At 70.6% G+C, this 20884-nt stretch carries 18 protein-coding genes and 2 riboswitches; of the genes, 7 read left to right on the top strand and 11 right to left on the bottom strand.

The window, feature by feature from the left end:
• Nucleotides 1–1004: 1004 nt before the first annotated feature.
• The 6 genes from MKK63_RS18180 to MKK63_RS18205 form a co-directional block, all read right to left on the bottom strand.
• The gene (locus tag MKK63_RS18180) at nucleotides 1005–2762 is read right to left on the bottom strand and encodes a DEAD/DEAH box helicase (RefSeq protein WP_244004235.1); all 1758 of its coding nucleotides are present in this window, start codon (nucleotides 2760–2762) and stop codon (nucleotides 1005–1007) included.
• Nucleotides 2763–2948: 186 nt separating this feature from the next.
• Nucleotides 2949–3722, bottom strand: coding sequence for a precorrin-6A synthase (deacetylating) (gene cobF / locus MKK63_RS18185; RefSeq protein ID WP_244004237.1), 774 nt, complete (start codon nucleotides 3720–3722; stop codon nucleotides 2949–2951).
• 48 nt (nucleotides 3723–3770) lie between these two features.
• The gene (locus tag MKK63_RS18190; protein ID WP_244004240.1) at nucleotides 3771–4709 is read right to left on the bottom strand and encodes an ornithine cyclodeaminase family protein; all 939 of its coding nucleotides are present in this window, start codon (nucleotides 4707–4709) and stop codon (nucleotides 3771–3773) included.
• 129 nt (nucleotides 4710–4838) lie between these two features.
• Entirely contained in the window at nucleotides 4839–5960 is a 1122-nt protein-coding gene (locus tag MKK63_RS18195; protein ID WP_244004242.1) for a DSD1 family PLP-dependent enzyme, read from the bottom strand.
• A 52-nt stretch (nucleotides 5961–6012) separates the two neighbouring features.
• Entirely contained in the window at nucleotides 6013–7152 is a 1140-nt protein-coding gene (locus MKK63_RS18200) for a pyridoxal-phosphate dependent enzyme (RefSeq protein ID WP_244004244.1), read from the bottom strand.
• A 159-nt stretch (nucleotides 7153–7311) separates the two neighbouring features.
• Nucleotides 7312–8574, bottom strand: a complete 1263-nt coding sequence (locus MKK63_RS18205; protein WP_244004246.1) for a D-amino acid dehydrogenase — start codon at nucleotides 8572–8574, stop codon at nucleotides 7312–7314.
• A 63-nt stretch (nucleotides 8575–8637) separates the two neighbouring features.
• Nucleotides 8638–8753: riboswitch (glycine riboswitch) on the bottom strand.
• Nucleotide 8754: 1 nt separating this feature from the next.
• Nucleotides 8755–8857: riboswitch (glycine riboswitch) on the bottom strand.
• Nucleotides 8858–9015: 158 nt separating this feature from the next.
• Between MKK63_RS18205 and MKK63_RS18210 the strand changes: the two genes are divergently transcribed.
• The 4 genes from MKK63_RS18210 (at nucleotide 9016) to MKK63_RS18225 (ending at nucleotide 11223) form a co-directional block, all read left to right on the top strand.
• Nucleotides 9016–9372, top strand: a complete 357-nt coding sequence (locus tag MKK63_RS18210) for a hypothetical protein (protein ID WP_244004248.1) — start codon at nucleotides 9016–9018, stop codon at nucleotides 9370–9372.
• Between the two features lie 128 nt (nucleotides 9373–9500).
• The gene (locus MKK63_RS18215; RefSeq protein WP_244004250.1) at nucleotides 9501–10031 is read left to right on the top strand and encodes a DUF2721 domain-containing protein; all 531 of its coding nucleotides are present in this window, start codon (nucleotides 9501–9503) and stop codon (nucleotides 10029–10031) included.
• Between the two features lie 248 nt (nucleotides 10032–10279).
• Nucleotides 10280–10531 carry a hypothetical protein gene (locus MKK63_RS18220; RefSeq protein ID WP_244004252.1) on the top strand — a complete coding sequence of 84 codons (252 nt, stop codon included), beginning with the start codon at nucleotides 10280–10282 and terminating at the stop codon, nucleotides 10529–10531.
• An 86-nt stretch (nucleotides 10532–10617) separates the two neighbouring features.
• The gene (locus MKK63_RS18225; protein WP_244004253.1) at nucleotides 10618–11223 is read left to right on the top strand and encodes a glutathione S-transferase; all 606 of its coding nucleotides are present in this window, start codon (nucleotides 10618–10620) and stop codon (nucleotides 11221–11223) included.
• A 177-nt stretch (nucleotides 11224–11400) separates the two neighbouring features.
• On the opposite strand, the gene MKK63_RS18230 is transcribed toward MKK63_RS18225, so the two are convergent.
• The 3 genes from MKK63_RS18230 to MKK63_RS18240 all read right to left on the bottom strand — a co-directional run bounded on the left by MKK63_RS18230 (nucleotide 11401) and on the right by MKK63_RS18240 (nucleotide 14519).
• Complete coding sequence (locus MKK63_RS18230; protein WP_244004255.1) at nucleotides 11401–11868, bottom strand: DoxX family membrane protein; 468 nt, start codon at nucleotides 11866–11868, stop codon at nucleotides 11401–11403.
• Between the two features lie 132 nt (nucleotides 11869–12000).
• Entirely contained in the window at nucleotides 12001–14058 is a 2058-nt protein-coding gene (locus MKK63_RS18235; RefSeq protein ID WP_244004257.1) for a methyl-accepting chemotaxis protein, read from the bottom strand.
• Nucleotides 14059–14159: 101 nt separating this feature from the next.
• Nucleotides 14160–14519, bottom strand: coding sequence for a winged helix-turn-helix transcriptional regulator (locus MKK63_RS18240; protein ID WP_244004259.1), 360 nt, complete (start codon nucleotides 14517–14519; stop codon nucleotides 14160–14162).
• A gap of 108 nt (nucleotides 14520–14627) precedes the next feature.
• Here MKK63_RS18240 and MKK63_RS18245 point away from each other — a divergent pair, with 108 nt between their 5' ends.
• Both MKK63_RS18245 and MKK63_RS18250 read left to right on the top strand, forming a co-directional pair.
• Nucleotides 14628–15647, top strand: a complete 1020-nt coding sequence (locus MKK63_RS18245; RefSeq protein WP_244004261.1) for a zinc-binding alcohol dehydrogenase family protein — start codon at nucleotides 14628–14630, stop codon at nucleotides 15645–15647.
• A 10-nt stretch (nucleotides 15648–15657) separates the two neighbouring features.
• Nucleotides 15658–16083: a cupin domain-containing protein gene (locus MKK63_RS18250; RefSeq protein ID WP_244004263.1), complete on the top strand. Its 426-nt coding sequence runs from the start codon at nucleotides 15658–15660 to the stop codon at nucleotides 16081–16083.
• A gap of 194 nt (nucleotides 16084–16277) precedes the next feature.
• Here the strand turns inward: MKK63_RS18250 and MKK63_RS18255 are convergent, their stop codons facing one another.
• Together MKK63_RS18255 and MKK63_RS18260 are read right to left on the bottom strand one after the other, a co-directional pair.
• Nucleotides 16278–16670 (bottom strand): type II toxin-antitoxin system RelE/ParE family toxin, encoded by a 393-nt coding sequence (locus MKK63_RS18255; RefSeq protein WP_244004265.1) that lies wholly within the window; start codon nucleotides 16668–16670, stop codon nucleotides 16278–16280.
• Nucleotides 16663–16932 carry a type II toxin-antitoxin system ParD family antitoxin gene (locus tag MKK63_RS18260; RefSeq protein WP_244004267.1) on the bottom strand — a complete coding sequence of 90 codons (270 nt, stop codon included), beginning with the start codon at nucleotides 16930–16932 and terminating at the stop codon, nucleotides 16663–16665. The genes MKK63_RS18255 and MKK63_RS18260 overlap by 8 nt, the downstream gene beginning before the upstream one ends.
• Nucleotides 16933–17218: 286 nt before the next feature.
• Between MKK63_RS18260 and uvrA the strand changes: the two genes are divergently transcribed.
• Nucleotides 17219–20374 (top strand): excinuclease ABC subunit UvrA, encoded by a 3156-nt coding sequence (gene uvrA, locus MKK63_RS18265; protein WP_244004269.1) that lies wholly within the window; start codon nucleotides 17219–17221, stop codon nucleotides 20372–20374.
• The last annotated feature ends 510 nt before the right edge of the window (nucleotides 20375–20884 follow it).

A 20884-nucleotide genomic window follows, 5' to 3' on the forward strand; every position in this document is an offset into this window, starting at 1 on the left:
TTCAAGAGAAGCGCGTTTCCCCTCCCCCTTGCGGAGAGGGGTTAGGGGTGGGGGTGGTTCAGGATCGAGCGTGACGGTGCCGTCTGCACCACCCCCACCTCCGGCTCCTCCCCGCAAGCTCGAGCGATCCCGGGCAAGCCCTGGGTCGCCAGGGGAGGAGAAAATGCCGCGGCCAGCGATGTATGAACATCGTAGCCGGCAAAAATGCGAAGGATGTGCCGACCGCCGACCGTGTAAATGTCTTGACAATGTTCCTATTTTGTGCTCATTAGCCGCCACCTGTCCACGGCGGCCCGGAAGCGATCCCGGGGCGTCCTTTACGGGGCCCGTCCGGTGGCTGACCGGGCGGGTCCGTGGACGGGGCGGCGCCCGCGTCGGTGGCTCTCAGCCGCCATCGCCCCGGGCGGCGGACCGGTGCGGGGCGTGCCTCGGATGCGGGCGTGAGACCGGGCGGCAGTTTGCCCGGCGGGGGGAGGAAATGACCCCCGCGCCGACCCGCGTCGGGGCCGACCCTGGGCGCCCGTCGGACCCGCCGACAACGGGGCGGGGGACGCCTGGAAGGCCACGGTGCCGATGCGGGGTGCGGGGGTGCGTGCAACCGGCCCGAGACCGCTAACGGGGAGTGGCAGGACCGGGACGGCGACAAGACGCCGCGACGAGAAAGACGGCACCGGCCGGGGACCATGCCCGGTCGATGCCGCGGGCGCCGCGGGGATCGGATCCCGCGCGTACTTGGCCGACACCTGGGTTCCCGCGGCGTCCCGCGTCCCTCGTGTTCGTCTCTTGGGCCATGCCCCCGGCGCCAAAGGCGGGTGGGGACGATGATGCGCGCGTCGAAGGGGTGGCCTCGCATGCGGCTTCCATCCAGACGCTTCGGTTGCGGTTCCTCGCTGCCTCCCCTCCGTCATAACGCGCGCAGCGCAGGATCCGAGACACGGCGCTGTCGACAGGCGTGGCGCCGCGCGCAAGGAACCAGCGGCCGGACGCATCGACCGGGACCCGTGTCAGGCGGCCGATCCAGCCCGCCGACGGGTATCGCCGAGGATCCGTCCGTCCTCTGCCCGGCACTCGATCTGCTCCGTCAGCCGGCCCGGCCGGATCCGGATCGCCGCCGGTCGGGTCAGGCGATCGGCCCGGTCCAGGAACCCGGCGGTCCCCATGGGCGCATCCCGGCCGCCGCCGAGGCCGCGCCACCACTGCACCGCCTTCTCGCGCTCGTAGCCGCGGCCCTCGGGGCGCAGGCGCACGGACCAAACCGCGTCCCTGGTGCCATCGCGCCAGCCGAGCACGAGATCGAGCCCGTCCGGCGCGGCCTCCAGGCTCAGGGTTGTGACCGGATGCCAGGGGGCGTCCGGCCACGCGGCGTCCGGCCACGCGGCGTCCGGCTCCGGGGCAGGGCCGGACGGTCCGTTGCCGCGCGCGCCGGGATCGGCCGAGAGGATCGGCAGCTCGTCGTCGGCCGCGGCCTCGTGCGGGGCGTCGCCCTCCGCCGCATCCGCCTCCGGCTCGGTCCAGCAGGGCTCGCAGGTCGAGGCATTGAGGGGAATCAGGGCGCCGCAGCCGGGGCAGGGCTTGGCGCGCAAGGCCCCTGCCCCGCCGAGCAGCTGGCTCTGGACCTCTCCGGCGCTTCGGACGGTGACGGCGTCCACCGGACCGTGCATCCGCACCAGCCCGGCATAGTCGAGGATCAGCGCGTCGGTCTTGCCCGGCGCGCAGCGCAGGGCCCGGCCGACCTGCTGGACGTAGAGGCCGGTGCTGCGGGTCGGGCGCAGCAGCGCCACGAGATCGACCTCGGGGACGTTGAAGCCGGTGCCCAGCACGCCGACCGAGGTCAGGCAGCGGATGTTTCCGGCCCGGAAGGCGGCGACGATCCGGTCGCGCTCCCGGCGGGGCGTCTCGCCCGAGACGGTCTCACAGGGGTAGCCCTCCGCCCGCACCGCGTCCCGCACGGCCTCGGCATGGGCGAGCCCGGCGCAGAAGGCGAGCCAGGCCCGGCGCCCGCGCCCGTATTCCGCCAGTTCCGCGACCGCCGCCCGGGTGATCGCGTCGCGGTTGACCGCCGCCTCCAGCTCCCCCGGGATGTAGTCGCCCGCGCGCCGGCCGACCCCCGAGACGTCGAGCTGGGTCAGCGTCGCCTTGGAGACGAGCGGCGCCAGAAAACCCTGCCGGATCAGCGTGAAGGTATCGGCCTCGTAGGCGATGCCGGAGAACAGCCGGTGCGGACCCTCGTCGAGCCGGCCCGAATCGAGCCGGTAGGGGGTCGCGGTGAAGCCCGCCACCCGCATCCCGGGCCTGCGCGCCCGCAGGCCCGCCAGGAAGCGGCCGTAGCGTGTTTCCGAGGCGCGGGGGATCAGGTGGGCCTCGTCGACGATCACGAGGTCGCGCGGCCCCACCGCGTCGAGCCGTTCGGCCACCGACTGGATGCCGCAGACCAGCACCTGCGCGCCGGCCTCCCGCCGCCCGAGCCCGGCGGAGAAGATGCCGGCGGGTGCCTCCGGCCAGGCGCGGGTGAGTTCGGAAAAGTTCTGGGCGACGAGCTCGCGGCTGTGGGTGACGATCACGACGCGGGCGAGGGGGTTGTCCGCCAGGGTCTCCCGGGCCAGGGCCGCGATCACGAGCGACTTGCCGGCGCCGGTGGGCAGCACGATCAGGTGGCCGGGGGCCGCCGCGTCCACCCCGCCCCGCGCCCAGGCCGCCGCGAGCGCGTCGAGGCCGGCGCGCTGGTAGTCCCGCAGGTGCAGCCCGTGGTCAGGTGGTGCCATACCCTAGCTCAGTCCGGGCCAGTCGATCGATCTCGGTCCCAGGATCCCAAAGGGCCGAGGCCCTTTGGCGGGGTGTCGGGGCCGCGCCCCGATATCGGGCGAAGCCCGACCGCAGGGCTCTGCCCTGCACCCGCAAAAGGTCGCAGACCTTTTGAATCCCGGATTGTCGCGCGGTGGACGCGCCCTTTAGCGGGACCCGTCGGCTTCGTCACGACGCAGCAGGTAGATATCCATGATCCAGCCGTGCCGGTCCCGGGCCTCGGCGCGGACCCGGCGGATCGCATCGCCCACGCTGCCCAGCCGGCCGGCGATCAGGATCTCGTCCGGGCTGCCGAGATAGGCGCCCCAGTGGATCGTCAGGTCCGGGTCGAGATGGCCGAAGGTGGGGTCGCCGTCGAGCATCACCACGACGCTCTCGGCATCCGCCGGCCAGCCCGCGGCGAGGCGGCGGCCGGTGGTGATCAGCACCGAACCGCCGATGCCGTTCAGCGGCACCCCGTGGCGGGCTGCGAGCACCTGCACGCTCGACAGGCCGGGGATCACCGTCTGGGTGAGGGCGATGCGCCCGTTCACGGCGATCCGGTCGAGGATGCGCAGAATGCTGTCGTAGAGGGTGGGATCGCCCCAGGCCAGGATCGCCCCCACCTGCCCTGCCCCGAGATGGGCCGCGAAGGCCGCCTCCAGCCGCTCGGCCCGGGCCGCGTGCCACGCCGCGACGGTGCTGCCGTAATCGGCCGGGCGGCGTTCCCGGGGCGGGTCGTCCACGGTGACGAACCGGTGGGGGGTTCGGATATGGGCGGCGCAGATCCGGCGGCGGATCTCCACCAAGTCGGCGGTCTCGGCGCGCTTGTCGAGGACGAACACCGCGTCGACATCGGCGAGCGCCCGCACCGCCTGCAGGGTCAGGTGCTCGGGATCGCCCGTGCCGATGCCGATCACCCGGATCTGCCGGTCCTGCATGCGCTTCCCTCCTCCGCCGGGGCGGGCGAGGGCCGGCGCCGGCCTCCCCTACAAGCGCGCGTCGGCTTTGGCGAGGATCGCCCGGGCGATGGTCAGGTCCTGCAGGGCGATGCCGGAGGAATCGAACACCGTGATCTCGGCCGGATCGGTCCGGCCCCCCTCCCCGCTCCGGAGCACGTCGCCGATTGCCCGCAGGCCGGCCTGGGCGTGCTCCGAGGCATGCTGGAACTCGCCGATGGTGCGCGCCTGCTCCGGCAGGTCGCAGACCAGGCGGGCCCGCTCCAGCAGGGCGGGGGGCAATTCCTGCTTGCCCTTGGCGTCCGCCCCCATGGCGGCGACATGCGTGCCGGAGCGGACCCAATCGGCCTCGAACAGCGGCGCGCGGGCGGGCGTCGCCGTGACGATCACGTCGGCCGCTTCGCAGGCCTCCTGCGGCGAGGCCGCCCGCACGTCGAGCCCGGATGCCCCCTGCCCCGCCAGACGCTCACTGAGCCCCGCGACCTTGGCGGGGTCCCGGGCGACGACCAGCACCGTCTTGATCGGCAGCACCCGGGCCAGTGCCGCGGCCTCGAACGCGGCTTGGTTGCCGGCCCCGAACACTGCGAGCACCGCCGAATCCGGCCGGGCGAGGACGCTGGCCGCAACAGCATCGGCAGCGGCGGTGCGGTAGGCGTTGACGCGGCCCGCCTCGATCACCGTATCGATCCGGCCGGCAGCCTGATCGAACAGCAGGATCACCGAATTGTGCCGCGGCAGGCCCCGATCCGGGTTGCCGGGCCAGAACGAGCCGACCTTCAGGCCGGCATAGTCGGCGGTCGCGCCCGACTTGATCGAGAACCGGTTGGTCGGCTCCGAGCCGTGCCCAAGCACCGCCGGGAACAGGGTGGTGCCCGGCGCCACCGCGGCGATCAGCGCCTCACGGGCCGCGTCGAACGCCATGGCGTGATCGACCAGCGCGGCGGATTCCTCTTCCGAGATGAAGCGCATGGATTCATGGACCTCCAAAATCGCGGTTTCAAAAGGTCGAGACCTTTTGCGGGTGCAGGGCAGAGCCCTGCTGCGATCGGGGCTCCGCCCCGACACCCCGCCAAAGGGCCTCGGCCCTTTGGAATCCCGTTACAACGTCATGCCGCGGGCGGTGACCGGCCAGATCGCCTCGACCCGGCCGTTCCGCACGCCGACATACCAGTCGTAGACGTTGACCGTCGGGTCACAATGGCCGGGGATCAGCTTCAGACGCTCGTTGAGCTTGAGCACGTTGCCGGGATCGCTCAGCACCCCGTGCTCGTCGGAGCACTTGATGTATTCCACGTCGTCCCGGCCGAACACCAGGGGCAGGCCGCTGTCGATGCTCTGGGCCTTCAAGCCGGCGTCGCAGATCGCGACATCCGCCTTCGCCTTACTCATGATCGCCGTGACGATGAACAGGCTGTTCTCGAAATCGGCGATCGGCCGGCCCTCGGCGTCCTTCACCCGCTGGTAGTCCGCGTCCATGAAGACGTAGGAGCCGCATTGCAGCTCGTTGTAGACGCCGCTGCCGCCTTCCATCGCGAAGCTGCCGGTCCCGGCCCCCGCCACGATGGCGCAATCGAGGCCCTCGGCCTTGAGCAGGTCGACGGTGCGCTTGGTCTCGTCGATCGCCGTCTGGATCAGGGCCTTGCGCTCGCCGAAATCGCGCACGTGCTGGGCCTTGCCCTGGTAGGCCTGCAGGCCGGCGAAGCTCAGCCCCGGCGCCGCGGCGATTCGTTTGGCGATGGCGACGGCGGGCTCGCCCGGCGCGACGCCGCAGCGGCCGGCGCCGACATCGATCTCCACGAGGGCTTCGAGGATGACGCCGTACTGGACCGCCGCCGCCGAGAGGTCGTCGACATTGCCGGGGTCGTCGACGCAGACCAGCACCCGCGCCCGCTTGGCGAGCGCCGCGAGGCGCTCGATCTTCCGGGGTGCGGTCACCTGGTTGGAGACCAGCACGTCGCGGATGCCGGCGCTCACCAGCGCCTCGGCCTCGCTGACCTTCTGGCAGCAGACGCCGCAGGCGCCGCCCCGCTCGATCTGCATCACGGCGATGTCTGAGGACTTGTGGGTCTTGGCGTGCGCCCGGTGGCGCAGGCCGCGCTCCGTCATGAAGCGGCCGAGCTTGTCGATGTTGCGCTCGAGGGCGTCGAGGTCGACCAGCAGGCAGGGGGTGTCGACGTCCTCGACCGACATGCCGACGCTGGCGGGGATGTTGTTGCGCATGGGTTTTCCTCCTGATCGTCGCGGTTATGGTTTCGCAAGTCCCGTCAGCGCCTCACGGGGCAACACCCAAAAGTTCGGCGATGCGCGGCGTCGCCTTGATGCCGGTGCCGGTGAGCACCACCACGGTGGTCTCGTCGGGCCGGATCGCGCCGCTTGCGGTCAGGTCGGTGAGCGCCGCCGCCGCCATCGCGCAGGTCGGCTCGACGTAGAGGCCCGACCGGGCGAGCTCCATCAAAGCCGCCTCGATTGCCGCCTCGGAGACCGCCACGGTGCCGCCGCCGGAGCGGCGGAGCGCCGCCAGCACCTCACGGCCCCGGACCGGCTGGGCGATCGAGGCGCCCTCGGCCAGCGTCGGGCGCGGGGTGACCGGCACGAAATCCTCCGCGCCGGCCTCGAAGCCCGCGTGCAGGGGCGCGCAATGGGCCGGCTGCACCGCATAGAGCCGCGGCAGGCGGGCGATGGCGCCCCGGCGCAGCAGCTCCGAGAAGCCGATATCACAGCCGAGGATGTTGCTGCCCGCCCCGCAGGGGATGATCACGGCGTCGGGCGCGGAAAACCCCAGATCCTCCCACAGCTCGTAGGCCAGCGTCTTGGTGCCCTGGAGGAAATGCGCCTGCCAGTTGTGGCTGGCGTAAAAGATCGAATCCGCTTGGGCAACGGCCGCGTCGGCGGTGTCCTGGCGGGTGCCGGGGATCAGCTCGACCTCCGCGCCAGCGGCCCGCATCTGCACGGTCTTGGCCGGCGAGGTCGAGGCCGGGACCAGGATCTTGGCCCGCATCCCGGCCGCCGCCGCATAGGTCGCCACGGCCGCGCCGCCATTGCCCGAGGAATCCTCCAGCACCGCGTCGACACCCTGCTGGCGCAGGATCGACAGCATCACGGACGCGCCCCGATCCTTGAAGCTGCCCGAGGGCGCGAACCATTCGAGTTTGAAATGCGCGTGGCCGCCCCGCCAGGGCCGGCGCACCAGCGGGGTGCCGCCTTCCCCGAGGGTCACCGGATCGGAGACCGCCACCGGCAGCGCGGCGGCGTAGCGCCAGAGGGAGCGCTCGGCCGTTTCGATCTCCCCACGATCGATACCGGGAAGATCGGTAATCATCAGTGGGCCCCCCGTCTCCGAGCGCCAGCGCGGCGTCTCGATCGGGTAGGTCGCCCCGGTGGCGGGGTCGAGATAGGCGGGAGACGGGGGCATCGCGGCTCGGCTTCCGGGGAGCTGTTCGAAAAGAGAATACAAAATAATGTTGGGCGGCGCGCCCCCTGTCGGGGACATGACGGCGCGCCGCGCTGCGCGTCAGGGCTCCGCCCTGACAACCTGCCAAAGGGCCTCAGGCCCTTTGGAATCCCGGGATTCTCAAGCCGCGAGCGGCAGAGCCGTCCGCTCCGGCGCGTGCTCGGCCGCGATCGCCTCGGCGACGAGTTCGGCCGTGGCGCCCGAGAGGGTCCAGCCGAGATGGCCGTGGCCGGTGTTGTAGAACACCCCCGGCCGGCGGCCCCGGCCGACCTTGGGCAGCATGTTCGGCAGCATCGGGCGCAGGCCGCTCCAGGCCACCACCCGGTCGGTGTCGACCAGCGGGAACTGCTCCCGGGTCCAGTCGACCAGCGGCTGGATCCGGTCGTGCCGGATGTCGCCGTTGAAGCCGTTGAACTCGGCCGTGCCGGCGACCCGCAGGCGCGCGTCGCCGAGGCGGCTGGTGACGATCTTGGCCGCCTCGTCGAGGATGCTCACCTCGGGCGCCGCCCGCTGCGCTTCCGGGGTCAGCAGGTTCACGGTGATCGAGTAGCCCTTCACCGGGTAGACGTTGATCCGGTCCCCGAGCAGCCCCGCGAAGTGCCGGCTGGCGCAGCCCGCGCAGATCACCACCGCGTCGGCCTGCAGGACCTGCGGCGCCTCCGTGGCATGCCCGGTCTGGCGCCAGCCGACGGCGTAGCCCCCCTCCCCCGGCGCGATCGTCGCGACGTCGGCGTCCTGGACGAAGCGGACGCCCCTGCGCGCGCAGGCGGCGGCCAAGCCCCGGGTAAACTTGTGGATGTCGCCGGTGGCGTCCGAGGGCGTGAAGAAGCCGCCGTGATAGGTGCCGGCGAGCGTCGGCTCGATGGCGCGGATCTCCTCCGGGGTCACGGCGTGGCGCTCCAGGCCCCCCTCCCGCAGCAGGGCGTTGACGGTTTTCGCCTTCTCGAAGCTCGCCCGGTCCCGGTAGAAGTGCAGGATGCCGCGGGTCTTCAGGTCGAAGTCGATCCCCTCGGCCTCCGCCATGGCGAACAGGGCCGTGCGCGCCTTGAGCGCCAGCCGCACGGTCGCCACGGTGTTCTCGCGGTAATGGGCGATCTCGCGCATGAACGCCGCCATCCACGACAGCTTGTGCCAGGAGGGGGTGGGGTTCATCAGCAGCGGCGCGTCGCGGCGCATCATCCACTGCACGCCGTGGAGCACCGTGGAGAGCTTGTTCCAGACCTCCGCGTTGCAGGCCGAGAGCTGGCCGCCATTGGCGAAGGAGGTCTCCATGGCGGCGTAGCGCTGCCGGTCGAGGACGGTGACGCGGTAGCCGCGCTGGGCGAGCGCATAGGCGGTCGTCACGCCGGTGATGCCGGCGCCGATTATGGCGATATGGGTCATGGGTGGAACTCCGGAACGGGGACGCGTGGAGGCCGCCTTCAAGCGGTCGGCCGGTTGCGCGCCCCATCTGTCCCGGTGCCTGAGAGCTTGATCCGCGTCCGGCCCTGGCGAGGCCTTGTCGCGAACGTCCCCTTCGGCGGGTGCCCACGGACTTCCCCGCTGCACCACTCTCCAGATTGCCCTGACGACACGGTTCCGGTGCCTGAGAGTTTCCGGGGCGGTTGCTCCGTCGGCGCCGGGCCCCCCTCTCTGGGTGGATCCCGGTCTCTCCCGCATCGTCGCGATGGGCTGACCTCTCGATACGCCGATTCGGCGGCCCCGGAGAAGCCCGGATTCCCGGCACCCTGCCGGTTCCGCAGACAGCGCGTGCCGGCTGTCACCGGTCGGGAGCGATCCCGGCCGCCAGCGGTTGAGAGGGGATCCGAAGACGGAGGCGCCCCGATGCTGACCAGGACCGCGATCTACGAGGGCACGGTGCGCGAGGGCCGGGAGGATGAATTCTTCCGCCGGGTCCGGGATGAGCTGGAACCGTTCTGGCGGCGCTTCCCGGGCGTCACCGCGGTGCGGGTCCAGCGCCTCGTCTCCAAGGATGCCGACGCGCGGCCGATCGCCATGATCCTGGAGATGGATTTTCCCGATCAGGCGGCGCTCGACGCCTGCCTCGCTTCCCCGATCCGCCCGGAATCGCACGCTGCCACCGAGGCGGTGATGCGCATGTTCGAAGGGCGCTTCTACCATCTCGTCAGCGAGGGCCGGACCCTGCCGCTGGGCGAATCCAGCTCGGTTCAGGGGGCCTAGGGCGCGCGGCGCCGAGCACCCCAACGCGCCTGCCCGCCGCGGGTCCGGGCCGGGAACAGCCCACGCAGGTGCCGGTTTGCCGGAGGGTCGACCAGTCGATCACCCCGTGCCGAAAGCCCCGAATGCCGATGAATCTCGACCTCGCGAAGGTGCTCACGACGGTCGGGCCGGCGGCCTCGATCATTTTCGCCGCGTGGATCTTCGTGGCCTTCCTGCAGACCCGCTACGACGCCGCGGTCGAGCGCTATCGCGACCTGATCGAGAAGTTCAGGACGTCAGACCTGTCCGGAAGCCGGAAGGCCAACATGCGGGACGAGATCCTCAACTACAAGCGTCGTTGCGAGCTGATGAACCGCGCCACCGGATGCGGCCTCGTCTCCGCGATGCTGCTGATCTCGACGATGATCTTCGGCGGCCTGTCGATCGTCTTCCAGGACATCGGGTTGCTCAAGCTGGCGAGCATGGGCACCGCCCTGCTGGGCCTGCTGCTCGTCATCGCCGGCGCGGTCATCGTGGCCCTGGAGGGGCGGATCATCCGCCGGCAGATTCACAGCGAGTTGCTGGATATCCCGGATCTGGCGCACGGCATCGATCAGGATCCCGGCGCCATCGATGATCCGCAGCGACGCGGCCAGGATCGCGTCCCGGTCCGACCGTAGGGCGTGCCTGCGAAGGACACATCGGAACAGGAGCGGGCGCGGAGCATCGCGGATGGCCGCCCTGGCCGGCACCTTGACCGCGGATTTCTGCCCGCCCAGGGCGTTCATCGAACGTAAACCAATATTTCTGGGATATATTGGTTTTTATGCAAATCTCTGTGATCATATTCAAGTTGAGCCATCAGTATTGAGGCTATCGGCGCGGTTCCGGCCGGCCGGATGTAGATCGAGTACAGGCAGGCAGCGCGATGGCGAAGTGGATACCCGGCGCGGCCGTGTTCGGTCTCCTGTGCCTGATGATCATCCCGGCCCCCGGGATCTGGGGCGTGCTGATCGGGGCTACCTGCGTGCTGGCGATCATCGGCAGCCTGTTCATGCTGGTCCTCGACCGGGTGGCGACCGCCCTCCTCGCGTGGCGCGCGCGGCGCGCCACGCGACTCACGCAGTCGCGCCGGACCCAGGTGGTGCATGCCGGCTCCGGGATGACCCGGAAGGCCTGAGGCCGAACCGGGGACTGGATTCCCCGTCCCATCGGTGCAAGGTCCGGCGCCGCTGCCGCGGCGCCACGACCAACCGGGACGGTCCGATGAAGCTTCTCTACTCCCCCGCCTCCCCGTATGCCCGCAAGGTGCTGGTCCTCGCCCACGAGACGGGGCTGATCGACCGGATCACCGTCACCGCCGCCACGGCCTCCCCGACCGGCTCCGCCGCGGAGGTCGCCGCCCACAACCCGCTCGGCAAGATTCCCGCGCTGATCCTTGAGGACGGGACCGCCCTCTACGACAGCCGGGTGATCTGCGAGTACCTCGACGGCCTCTCGGACGGACCGCATCTGTTTCCCGAAGGCGCGGCACGCTGGGACGCGCTGACCCGGCAGGCGCTGGCCGACGGCCTGCTCGATGCGGCGCTGCTCACCCGCTACGAGCGCGTGCTGCGCCCGGAGGAACGGCGCTGGGACGCCTGGGATGCGGGCCAGATCGGCAAGATCACGGCGGCCCTCGACCGGTTCGAGGCCCTGGCGGCCGATCTGCCGGCGCTCGACATCGGCACGATCGCGATGGCCTGCGCGCTGGGCTACCTCGACCTGCGCTTCTCCGATCTCGCGTGGCGGGACGGCCGGCCCGCCCTGGCGGCATGGTTCGCCGTAGTGGAGCGCGAGCCCGCGATGGCCGCCACCGTGCCGAAGGGCTGAGCCCCTGTCTTGGTTTCGAAAGGGCGAGCCCTTTCGCGGGTCCAGAGCAGAGCCCCGGTGCCGGACGTGGTCCAGTGCCGGACGTCGTCCGGTGTCGGGCTGCGTCCTAGACAGTCAGGGCCTTGTCCTGACAACCCACCAAAAGGCTCGCCCTTTGGAAAACTGGACTCGACCGCGTCAGGGCCGGGACGGGGCCGCGTAGGGATGGGTCGAGCCGAGGGGATCGGCGAGGAAATCCTGGACCGTCCCGGCGCCGGTGCCGAAGGTGATGAGCAGGAAGCCGCCCGCGAGCGCGAAGTTCTTCAAGAAGTCCCAGAACAGTTCGCGGCCCTTGCCGCCGGCCCAGAAATCACCCGGTGCCCAGAACTGCTTCCACAGCAGCGCCGTGGCCCCGCAATAGCCCGCGAGCACGAAGGCGGCGGCCCGGTCGGCGGTGCCAGTCAGGATGCACAGCGACATCCCGATCTCGACGGTAAGCCCGACGAGGATCAGCAGCGTGGCGGGCGCGGTGGCGTGCACGGCCTGGCGCGCCTGCCCGACCGCGCCCTTGAAGTTCAGGATCTTGTCGAGGGCGCTGAACGGCAGGAACAGCAGCACGAGGAGCAACCGGATGCCGAACGCGATCGCGACGCTGAGACTGGCCATGGGCGTGAGACGATGTCCGATCCGGCCCCGGGGCCCTCGCGTGGTCAACTAGGGCGTGATCGGGGAAGGGGAATTCGGTTCATCGGGGTCTGAACGCGACCGGGCACGTCTCCAGGGCCGAGCCCCCTGCCCTCACGCCGCCCGCACCCGCTCCAGAAACCCCGTCACGGCCTCGCGCAGGGCACCCGCCTGCCGGGAGAGGTCGCCCGCCGCCTGCAGCACCTGGGCCGAGCCCTGGCTCGCGGTGTCCGCCGCCTCGCCCACGCCCGTCATGTGCCCCGAGACTCCGCGGGTGTCCTGCGCGGTCTGCGCGGTGGTCCGGGCGATCTCGGCGGTGGCCGCACCCTGCTCCTCGACCATGGCGGCGATCTCGGCGCCGATCCGGGCGAGGTTGCGGATCACCGCGGTGATGCCGCCGATCGACCGGACCGAAGCCTCCGTGGAGCCGGTGATCTCCGCGACCTTGGCGCCGATCTCCTCGGTGGCCCGGGCGGTCTGAGTTGCGAGGTCCTTGACCTCAGCCGCCACCACGGCGAACCCCCGGCCCGCCTCGCCGGCGCGGGCCGCCTCGATCGTGGCATTCAGCGCCAGCAGGTTGGTCTGGCCGGCGATCTGCGAGATCATGGCGACGATCTCCCCGATGCTGCCGGCGGCCTGCGCGAGGCGCCGGATCTCCCCGGCCATGCCGTCCGCGTCCCGGGTCGCGGCGGCCGCGAGATCGGCCGAGGACCCGACTTGGACGCCGATCTCCCGCACCGAGGCGGTGAGCTCTTCCGTCGCCGCCGCCACCGTGTCGGCCGAGCGCGCGGCCGAGTCGGCGGAGGTCGCCACCGCCCGGCCGAGGTCGGTCGTGTCCTGAGCGGCCCGGGCCATGCCGTGCGCGGAGGCCTCCAGCTGGGCGGCGGCCGCGGAGACCGCCTCGACGATGCCGACGACCTGGCGCTCGAAACTGTCGGCGAGGCCGAGGGCGACCGCGCGCTGGGCCTCGGCGTTCTCGGCGGCGAGGCGCTCCTGCGCGGCCCGGGCGACGCGGCGCTCGGCGACGCTGTCGCGGAAGGCCAGGGCGGCCGCGGCGATCGCCCGGACCTCGCGCGGGCCGCCCGACGGGATCGCCAAGTCGGCCGCGTCGTCCGTCACCTCGTCCCGGCCGATCGCCGCCAGAACCCGGGCCATCCGGGCGAGGGGCCGGGCGATGGCCGTGCCGAGCCAAACCGCCAGACCCGCCGCAAGGGTGAACAAGGTCAATCCCCCGACGCTCCAGAGGGTCAGCATCTGGTCGGCCCGGGCGCGCACGGCGCCGGCGGCTGCGACGAGGTCGGCGGTCAGCCGGTCCTCCACGCCCTTCAGGGCGTCGATCCGCTGCGTGGCGAGGCGGAACCAGGCCGGCGCGTCGCGGAACGCCAGAGGGGCGCCCGGCATCGTCTCCTGGGCGGCCTGGCGCAGGCGCGCCACCTCCCGGGCCGGCTCCGTTGCCTCCGCGGCGTCGAGCAGCGCCGCCTGGGGGTCTGCGGCTCCGGCCCGGAACAGGCCCGCATAGGTCGCCTGCTCGGCCGAGAGGGTCGCGAGCCGGCGCGCGGCCGGAAGGTCCAGGCTGCCCGACGCGAAGGCCGCCGAGGCGGCGGCCCGCTCCTGGCCGGCGGCCTCCTTGAGCGCCAGGAAGGCCGCGTAGGCGTTGGCCCGGGCGGCGAGGCCGGCCTCGTCGATCACCCCGCCCATCGCCCGCACGAGGCCGAGCCCCTCGCCGATCAGGCCGGTGTAGAAGCGCGCCGCCTCGGAGGGGCTGGGCGTCAGAGCGTCCACCGCCCGGCGCTGCGCCGCGAGTCCGGTGAGCGCCCGCGCGAACCCCGCCCCGCGCGCCGCGAAGGCCGGGCCGAAGCCCGTGGCGGCCACCATGGCCTCCGGCAGCCCCGCCAGCGCCGCGTCGGTGCGCTGGCGCTGGGCCGCGAGCTCCGGCCCGAACTGCGCGCCCTTCGCAGCCAGGAACAGGCTGGAGGCGCCGCGCTCCCGCTGGCCCTCGTGCACGAAGGCGCTGATCCGCGAAGCGAGGCCGACGAGGCTCTCCACCCGGTCCATCTCGGCGCGGCGCGCCCACTGGTCGGAGACGGCCAGACCCGCCGCCCCCGCGAAGGCGAGGCAGGGGGCGAGCGCCACCGCCAGGATGCGGGCGCGGAGCGAGGACAGGAGCGGCATGGGACGATCTGGGATTGTTCAGCAAGAAAGGGCTCACCCTCCCGGCAAGTGTTGAACATCCGGTTATGGTCTACCGTCTCGCTTCGATCGGATCTGCTCGATCACGCAGCGTTCTGGGCAGGATCTGCCTGTCCGGCGTGCAGATCGCCCCAGGTCTTCAAGGCGCGGATGACAGGTTCCAGGGAGCGCCCGCGCGCGGTCAAGCTGTATTCCACCTTCGGGGGCACCTGGGCATAGATTGTTCGCGTGATCAGGCCGTCCGCCTCCATCTCGCGCAACTGATTCGTGAGCATGCGCTGGGTCACGCTGGCCAGCCGCCGCCGGATCTCGCTGAACCGCAGGGTCCCCTCCAGCAGGTGGTAGAGGATCACACCCTTCCACTTGCCGTCGATGAACCGGAGGGTCGCCTCGACGGCGCAGCCCGGGCTGCAGGCGCCGGTATGGTGACGGGTGCGGGCCATGGCGGTCTCCCACGGTATCGTTTTCGGCACTATCGGCCTTTTATGTGCGTACTTGCGGCGCGGGAAGGGCCGCGGCATCTCCTGCCTGACAAGCCGGAGGAGATCACGATGCGTGCCGTCGGATACCGCAAGTCCCTGCCGATCACCGATCCCGAAGCCCTGGTCGCTGTTGACCTGCCGCAACCGGAGCCCGGCCCCCGCGACCTGCTGGTGAAGGTCGAGGCGATCTCGGTGAACCCGGTCGACACCAAGGTCCGACGCCGGGCCGAGCCGGAGGCCGGCGGCGTCAAGGTCCTGGGCTGGGACGCGGCCGGGACCGTCGTCGCCGCGGGTGCGGAGGTCCAAAACTTCGCGGTGGGCGACGCGGTGTTCTACGCCGGCGATCTCACCCGGCCGGGCACGAACGCGGAATACCATTGTGTCGATGCCCGCATCGTCGGGCACAAGCCCCAAACCCTCGACTGGGCGCAGGCCGCCGCCCTGCCGCTCACCGCGATCACCGCCTGGGAGACGCTGTTCGACCGGCTCGACGCGGGCAAGCCGGTGCCGGGCGCGGCCCCGGCAATCCTGATCGTCGGCGGCGCGGGCGGCGTCGGCTCCGTGGCGATCCAGCTCGCCCGGGCGCTCACCGACCTCACCGTGATCGCCACCGCGTCGCGGCCCGAGACGGCGCAATGGTGCCGGGACCTCGGCGCCCACCACGTGGTCGACCATGCCAGGCCGCTCGCCGCCGAGGTGGCTGCCCTCGGCCTCGGCGCCCCGGGCCTCGTCTTCTCCACCACCAACACCGACGCCCACCTCGCCCAGATCGTGGAGCTGATCGCCCCGCAGGGCCGCCTCGCCCTGATCGACGATCCGGAGCAGCTCGATGTCGGGCTTCTCAAGCGCAAGAGCCTGTCGCTGCACTGGGAGTTCATGTTCACCCGGTCGATGTTCGCCACCGCCGACATCGCCGCCCAGGGCGCGCTCCTCGACGAGGTGTCTCGCCGCGTTGATTCCGGGCGCCTGCGCACCACCCTGGGGGAGCATTACGGGCGGATCGACGCTGCGAACCTGAAGCGCGCCCATGCGCTGATCGAGAGCGGGCGCGCCAAGGGCAAGATCGTGCTCGAAGGCTTTTCGGAGTGAGGGGGACGGGATGGCCGAAGCGGCGGGAACCGGCATCTTCGATGTGGCGACGCTGGCGGCGTCCCTGCCCGACAGCGCAAAAACCCTCTTGGTCGACACCTACCTGACCGACCGAGAGGCGGCGAGCGCCCGGGTGTTCCGGATCTACCGGCCGACCCCGCCGCATTATCACGCCACCTGCGACGAGTATCTCTACTGCCTCTCGGGCCGGGGCACGGTCTGGCTGGGGGATCCGGACGCTGTCACGGCGTTCGGCCCCGGCCAGCTCCTGTTCTTCGAGAAGGGGACCGTCCACGCCATGCCGACGATCGAGCCGGAAGAGCCGGTGGTGTTTCTGTCGATCGACACGCCCCGGCGGGCGCCCACCGACATCGTCTTCGTGAACCCGGAGGACGGGACGCCCGCCACCTTTATGGCGCGCAACGCGGAGGCGTGAGACCGTTCCCGCGAAACGGCCTCAGAGCCGCAGGAACCGCCCGCTCGCCGCGACCCGGACGAGCGGGGCCGCCACTGCGCGCGGCGCGGTCGTCGGCTCAGGCAAGGGCGGGTCGGTCAGGATCGAGGGCTGGCATCGGCACCTGTCGGTGAGGAGGGGCCGAGAATCGAGGCGGCACGGCACAGGCCCCTCCGCTACAGGCCGAGGCGACTCACGCTGTGGCCGTGGACGATGGCTAGAGCGCTCTCCGCCGAAGTGGACGCCGGTTCGGCGCAAGAGCGCGCGTCAAAACAAAGGCTGAGAGCAACGCACGATTGCAGTGCGATCGGGCACGGCTCTAGGATCAAGACACCGCCCTCCACCGGCTCGTACAGGATGACGTGCGCGGCATGCTCGTGCCGATGCACGCCGGGTCGGATCGCGTCGGCCTTCCAGCCCATGCGGGGATTGTCGGCGAGGAGCTGAAAGACGTGTTCCAGGCCGCCAGCACAGGTTTCCGCTTGGCGGATACCGAACTGCCGGTAGCCGGAGACGGCGATGCCGAATGGTTCCGCTTCAGCCCTCGCGGTGAGGGCATAGTCACCCATCCAGAAGCTGATCAGCCTGCGCGTGCTGCTTGGCCCGTGCGAGGATGTCGGGGACCTTGCGACGGCTCGGTCCGCTGGCGCGGGACTCATCGACGATCCGGCGCAGATCCTCGATCGTCAACTCGGGCTGGGTCCGCCGCTCGCGGTCACGGCGCACGAGGTCGCGGACGTAGTCGCTCGTGCTGGCATAATCGCCCTGTTTGATCCGCGCCTCGATCCACTCCTTCATCGGATCGGGCAGGGAAATCGTCATGGTCGCCATGGAGACCTTACCGTCTGGTCAGAAGAATCGAGGGTCGCTGGAGCAGGGATAAGCATAGTTCACAAAAATTCTTATGGCTCCCAATGTTGGGGTTCAATTCCGCCGCTGCACGGAGCGGTTGCCGCCGTACGCGTTTCGTTCTAGCAAGGACGGCGCATGACGGGCCTGCGTCCCGCCGGCCGCATCTTGCCGTGGGCCCTTCGGGCTCGACATGAGTCGGAGCGGCGGCTGGCCCGCGCGCGCATCCGATTTGACTTCGTCGACGCCTCGAAAGACCGCCGCCCTCATGGCCAAAGCCCAAGCTGGAAGTCGTGCCGCAAGCCGCGCTGGTGCCGCGAACGCCGCGCCCAAAGCTGCCGCCGAAACGCCTTCCAGGACGGCTCCGAAGGCCCCCATCGCCGTCAAGGCCGCACAGCCCAAAGCCGCACAGGCCAAAGCTGCACAGGCCAAAGCTGCACAGGCCAAGCCGGCTCGCGCGAAACCCGAGGCCGCCACCGACGCCAAGCTCGCAGCCTTGTTCGACGCCGCCCCCGCCCCCGCCTCCGCCGAGGACCGCCGCGTCATCGCGGTCCGCGGCGCCCGGGAGCACAATCTCAAGAACGTCGATCTGACCATCCCGCGTGACAAGCTCGTGGTGTTCACCGGGCTCTCGGGCTCGGGCAAGTCGTCGCTCGCCTTCGACACGATCTACGCCGAGGGGCAGCGCCGCTACGTCGAGTCGCTCTCGGCCTATGCCCGCCAGTTCCTGGAGATGATGTCCAAGCCCGATGTCGATCAGATCGACGGGCTGTCGCCGGCCATCTCCATCGAGCAGAAGACCACGTCGAAGAACCCCCGCTCCACCGTGGGGACGGTCACCGAGATCTACGACTACATGCGCCTGCTCTGGGCGCGGGTCGGCATCCCGTACTCGCCCGCCACCGGCCTGCCGATCGAGAGCCAGACCGTCCAGCAGATGGTCGACCGGGTGCTGGAATTGCCGGAGAAGACCCGGCTCTACCTGCTCGCCCCGGTGGTCCGCGGCCGCAAGGGCGAATACCGCAAAGAAATCGCTGAATACCAAAAGAAAGGGTTTCAGCGGTTGCGCGTCAACGGCGAGTATTACGCCATCGACGACGTGCCCAAGCTCGACAAGAAGTTCAAGCACGACATCGACGTGGTCGTCGACCGGATCGTGGTCCGCGCCGATATCGGATCGCGGCTGGCCGATTCCTTCGAGACGGCGCTGGAACTCGCCGACGGTATCGCGGAGGTCGTGTTCGCGGATGCGCCCGAGGGCGAGGCGCCCCGGACCATCACCTTCTCGTCGCGCTTCGCCTGCCCCGTGTCGGGCTTCACCATCGCGGAGATCGAGCCGCGGCTGTTCTCGTTCAACAACCCGTTCGGCGCCTGCCCGACCTGCAGCGGCATCGGTCACGAGATGCGGATCGACCCCGAACTGGTGATCTCCGATCCGGCCCTGAGCCTGAAGCGCGGCGCGATCGGCCCCTGGGCGAAGTCGACCTCGCCTTATTACGGCCAGACCCTCGACGCCCTGGCCGAGCATTTCGGCTTCAAGACCAGCGTCCCCTGGCAGAGCCTGTCGGAGACGGCCCGCGCCATCGTACTCTATGGCTCCGACAAGCAGTCGATCCGCTTCGCCTACGATGACGGATTGCGCAAATACACGGTCAACAAGCCGTTCGAGGGCGTGATCCCGAATCTGGAGCGCCGCTACAAGGAGAGCGACTCGGACGCCGTCCGGGAGGAGATCGGGCGCTTCATGAGCGAGACGCCCTGCGCCACCTGCGGCGGCAAGCGGCTGAAGCCCGAGGCATTGGCCGTCAAGGTCGCCATGGCGGACATCGCCGACGTGACCGCCCTTTCGGTGAGCGAGGCGCACCGTTGGTTCTCCGAGCTGCCCGAGAAGCTGACGCCCAAGCAGAACGAGATCGCGGTCCGAATCTTAAAAGAAATCCGCGACCGGCTGAGCTTCCTGGTGGATGTCGGCCTCGAATACCTGACGCTCGCCCGCGGCTCCGGCTCGCTCTCGGGCGGCGAGAGCCAGCGCATCCGGCTGGCCTCGCAGATCGGCTCCGGGCTGACCGGCGTGCTCTACGTGCTGGACGAGCCCTCGATCGGCCTGCACCAGCGCGACAACGAGCGCCTGCTCGGCACGCTCAAGCGCCTGCGCGACCTCGGCAACTCGGTGATCGTGGTCGAGCACGACGAGGACGCGATCCGGCAGGCCGATTACGTGGTCGATGTCGGCCCGGGCGCCGGCATCCACGGCGGCGAGATCATCGCGCAGGGCACCCCCGCCGAGGTTCTGGCGAATCCCGCCTCGCTCACCGCCAAGTACCTCACGGGCCAGATGTCGGTCCGCACGCCGACCGCGCGTCGAAAAGGCCGGAAGGGCAAGCTCGGGCTGTTCGGCGCCCGGGGCAACAACCTGAAGGACGTCGACGTCGAGATCCCGCTCGGCACCTTCACCTGCATCACCGGCGTCTCGGGCGGCGGAAAGTCCACCCTGGTGATCGACACGCTCTACAAGGCGGTGGCAAAAAAGCTGAACGGCGCCCTGGAGCACCCGGCCCCCTATGGGCGGCTGGAGGGGCTGGAGCACCTCGACAAGGTCATCGACATCGACCAGTCGCCGATCGGGCGCACGCCGCGCTCGAACCCCGCCACCTATATCGGCGCGTTCACGCCGATCCGCGACTGGTTCGCCGGCCTGCCGGAGGCCAAGGCCCGGGGCTACCAGCCGGGGCGCTTCTCGTTCAACGTCAAGGGCGGGCGCTGCGAGGCCTGCTCGGGCGACGGCGTCATCAAGATCGAGATGCACTTCCTGCCGGACGTCTACGTCACCTGCGACGTCTGCAAGGGCAAGCGCTACGACCGCGAGACCCTGGAGGTGAAGTACCGGGGCAAGTCGATCGCCGAGGTGCTCGATTCCACCGTCGAGGAGGCGGCCGAGCTGTTCAAGGCGGTGCCGGCGATCCGCGACAAGCTCGAGACCCTGAAGCGGGTCGGCCTGCACTACGTCCATGTCGGTCAGCAGGCCACCACCCTGTCGGGGGGCGAGGCGCAGCGGGTGAAGCTCTCCAAGGAGCTGTCGAAGCGCGCCACCGGCCGCACCCTCTACATCCTCGACGAGCCGACCACCGGCCTGCACTTCCACGATGTCGCCAAGCTCATGGAGGTGCTCCACGAGCTGGTCGACCAGGGCAACACCGTGGTGGTGATCGAGCACAACCTCGAAGTGATCAAGACCGCCGACTGGGTGATCGACATGGGTCCCGAGGGCGGCGACGGCGGCGGCCGCGTGGTGGCGCAGGGCACGCCCGAGGAGATCGCCCGTGCGAAGGCCAGCCATACCGGCCGGTTCCTGCGCGAGGTGCTGGAGCGGCGCCCCGCCGCGCCGCCCGCCGCCCGTGCGCCCCGCCGCAGCGCTGCCGAGTAGACGGCGCTTCGGCGCCCGCCCGCGCGGCAGTTTTTGCCGGGTGCCGGCCGAGAACGGTTCCCGCGGATGGTGATTCGAGCCGTCGCCCCGCGTTTCGCGCCTGGCGCGGGCCCCTCCGGACGCCGATCGGGCGCGGATCCGGACCGAAGCGCCCGAGGCCGCCCCCTGCCCGATTGTCCGCCAGGGCTTGCCGGATTCTCCCGTGATCCGCGGCGACAACAGCTTGACCGTTCAACGATATTTTGCCGGAGACGGCGTCCCGAACCCGCCTTGTGGATAGTGTTGCGCCGCCGCAAATATGCGGCTTTTGGGCAACGGTTGGGCCGGTTTTGGCATTCGGGCGAGCATTCCACTGTCTTTCCGAGGGTCTCTGTAGAATAGTCGCAGACGTTGAGACGGGCAGGCTCCGTGGGGGCGCTCGGCAGGTCCGAAGCCGGCAGCCGCAATGAGCGAGCAGACCGGCAGGGAAGTGCCGAAAGCGGGACGGATGCCTTGGGACCTTGGGAAGGA

The organism is Methylobacterium sp. J-088 (genome assembly GCF_022829295.1).
GTDB lineage: Bacteria > Pseudomonadota > Alphaproteobacteria > Rhizobiales > Beijerinckiaceae > Methylobacterium.

Bases quoted from the DNA above. Each gene is read 5' to 3' on its own strand.
- MKK63_RS18255 (WP_244004265.1), bottom strand. From the start codon at position 16,670: ATGGGTGACTATGCCCTCACCGCGAGGGCTGAAGCGGAACCATTCGGC.
- MKK63_RS18230 (WP_244004255.1), bottom strand. From the start codon at position 11,868: ATGGCCAGTCTCAGCGTCGCGATCGCGTTCGGCATCCGGTTGCTCCTC.
- MKK63_RS18225 (WP_244004253.1), top strand. From the start codon at position 10,618: ATGAAGCTTCTCTACTCCCCCGCCTCCCCGTATGCCCGCAAGGTGCTG.
- MKK63_RS18240 (WP_244004259.1), bottom strand. From the start codon at position 14,519: ATGGCCCGCACCCGTCACCATACCGGCGCCTGCAGCCCGGGCTGCGCC.
- cobF (WP_244004237.1), bottom strand. From the start codon at position 3,722: ATGCAGGACCGGCAGATCCGGGTGATCGGCATCGGCACGGGCGATCCC.
- MKK63_RS18195 (WP_244004242.1), bottom strand. From the start codon at position 5,960: ATGCGCAACAACATCCCCGCCAGCGTCGGCATGTCGGTCGAGGACGTC.
- MKK63_RS18215 (WP_244004250.1), top strand. From the start codon at position 9,501: ATGAATCTCGACCTCGCGAAGGTGCTCACGACGGTCGGGCCGGCGGCC.
- MKK63_RS18190 (WP_244004240.1), bottom strand. From the start codon at position 4,709: ATGCGCTTCATCTCGGAAGAGGAATCCGCCGCGCTGGTCGATCACGCC.
- MKK63_RS18220 (WP_244004252.1), top strand. From the start codon at position 10,280: ATGGCGAAGTGGATACCCGGCGCGGCCGTGTTCGGTCTCCTGTGCCTG.
- MKK63_RS18245 (WP_244004261.1), top strand. From the start codon at position 14,628: ATGCGTGCCGTCGGATACCGCAAGTCCCTGCCGATCACCGATCCCGAA.
- MKK63_RS18180 (WP_244004235.1), bottom strand. From the start codon at position 2,762: ATGGCACCACCTGACCACGGGCTGCACCTGCGGGACTACCAGCGCGCC.
- MKK63_RS18250 (WP_244004263.1), top strand. From the start codon at position 15,658: ATGGCCGAAGCGGCGGGAACCGGCATCTTCGATGTGGCGACGCTGGCG.
- MKK63_RS18260 (WP_244004267.1), bottom strand. From the start codon at position 16,932: ATGGCGACCATGACGATTTCCCTGCCCGATCCGATGAAGGAGTGGATC.
- MKK63_RS18205 (WP_244004246.1), bottom strand. From the start codon at position 8,574: ATGACCCATATCGCCATAATCGGCGCCGGCATCACCGGCGTGACGACC.
- MKK63_RS18200 (WP_244004244.1), bottom strand. From the start codon at position 7,152: ATGCCCCCGTCTCCCGCCTATCTCGACCCCGCCACCGGGGCGACCTAC.
- MKK63_RS18210 (WP_244004248.1), top strand. From the start codon at position 9,016: ATGCTGACCAGGACCGCGATCTACGAGGGCACGGTGCGCGAGGGCCGG.
- uvrA (WP_244004269.1), top strand. From the start codon at position 17,219: ATGGCCAAAGCCCAAGCTGGAAGTCGTGCCGCAAGCCGCGCTGGTGCC.
- MKK63_RS18235 (WP_244004257.1), bottom strand. From the start codon at position 14,058: ATGCCGCTCCTGTCCTCGCTCCGCGCCCGCATCCTGGCGGTGGCGCTC.